The organism is Gluconacetobacter tumulicola (assembly GCF_014174215.1).
Taxonomy (GTDB): domain Bacteria; phylum Pseudomonadota; class Alphaproteobacteria; order Acetobacterales; family Acetobacteraceae; genus Gluconacetobacter; species Gluconacetobacter tumulicola.
Genome location: NZ_JABEQL010000075.1, coordinates 1 through 1,009, shown reverse-complemented (window position 1 = coordinate 1,009; position 1,009 = coordinate 1). Strand labels below are relative to the sequence as shown.

2 pseudogenes are annotated in these 1,009 nt (G+C 58.8%); one reads left to right on the top strand and one right to left on the bottom strand.

Annotated features, from left to right (window positions below):
- Positions 1–130: 130 nt before the first annotated feature.
- Positions 131–834, top strand: a pseudogene (locus tag HLH29_RS19305) (IS3 family transposase); the annotation flags it as partial.
- A gap of 48 nt (positions 835–882) precedes the next feature.
- Here the strand turns inward: HLH29_RS19305 and HLH29_RS19300 are convergent.
- A pseudogene (locus HLH29_RS19300) lies at positions 883–1,009 on the bottom strand (IS256 family transposase); the annotation flags it as partial.

The following is a 1,009-nucleotide window of genomic DNA, read 5'->3' as shown; positions in this document are numbered from 1 at the left end:
TCCATGGCAAAGGCCCAGTTCGCCATTCTCTTCGGTGAACGCTTCGCACGCGCCACCGTCTGATCAACAACGTGAACAACGCCTCGCACACGAAATTCCTGACAGTCCCGCAAATGATCGACCTGAAACGGCCTCGGCTTCGGTCGTGCGGCAATGCACGTTGCTGCAACTCAACCGATCGGGCGTCTACTACCGGCCTGTGCCACAGAGCGAGGCGAATCTGGAACTGATGCGGCTGATCGACGCGCAGTTTCTGGAGACAACGTATTACGGGTCCCGTCAGATGACCCGGCATCTTCGTCGTCTCGGCCACGATGTCGGCCGCAAGCGGGCTCGCCTGCTCATGGCGAGAATGGGCTTACGGGCGATCTACAAGAAGCCGCGCACGACCGTGCCACATCCGGAGCATCGGAATATCCGTATCTGCTGCGGGATCTGGTCATCGACCGGCCCAATCAGGTGTGGTGTTCCGACAACACTTATATCCCGATGCGGAAAGGCTTTCTCTATCTGGTGGCGGTCATGGATTGGCACACGCGCAAGGTGCTGTCCTGGCGTCTGTCGAACACGATGGATGCGGAGTTGTGCGTCGAGGCACTCCGGGATGCGCTGGTGCGCTACGGCACCCCGGAGATTTTCAACACGGACCAGGTTTCACAATTCACGATGCCCCGGTTTACCGAGGTCCTGGAACGACGCCAGGTTCGCATCAGCATGGATGGGCGCGATCGCTGGCTGGACAACGTGTTCATCGAACGTCTGTGGCGGTCGTTGAAATACGAATGCGTCTATTTGCACGCGTTCGAGGCCGGATCGGAGCTACGGACCGGGCTTGTGGGACTGTCAGGAATTTCGTGTGCGATGCGTTGTTCACGTTGTTGATCAGACGGTGGCGCGAGCGAAGCGTTCACCGAAGAGAATGGCGAACTGGGCCTTTGCCATGGACCATTCCCTCGGGGGCATGATCCATTCTTTTTCGGCCCGGTTCAAGGCCAGGAAGAGGAGCTTG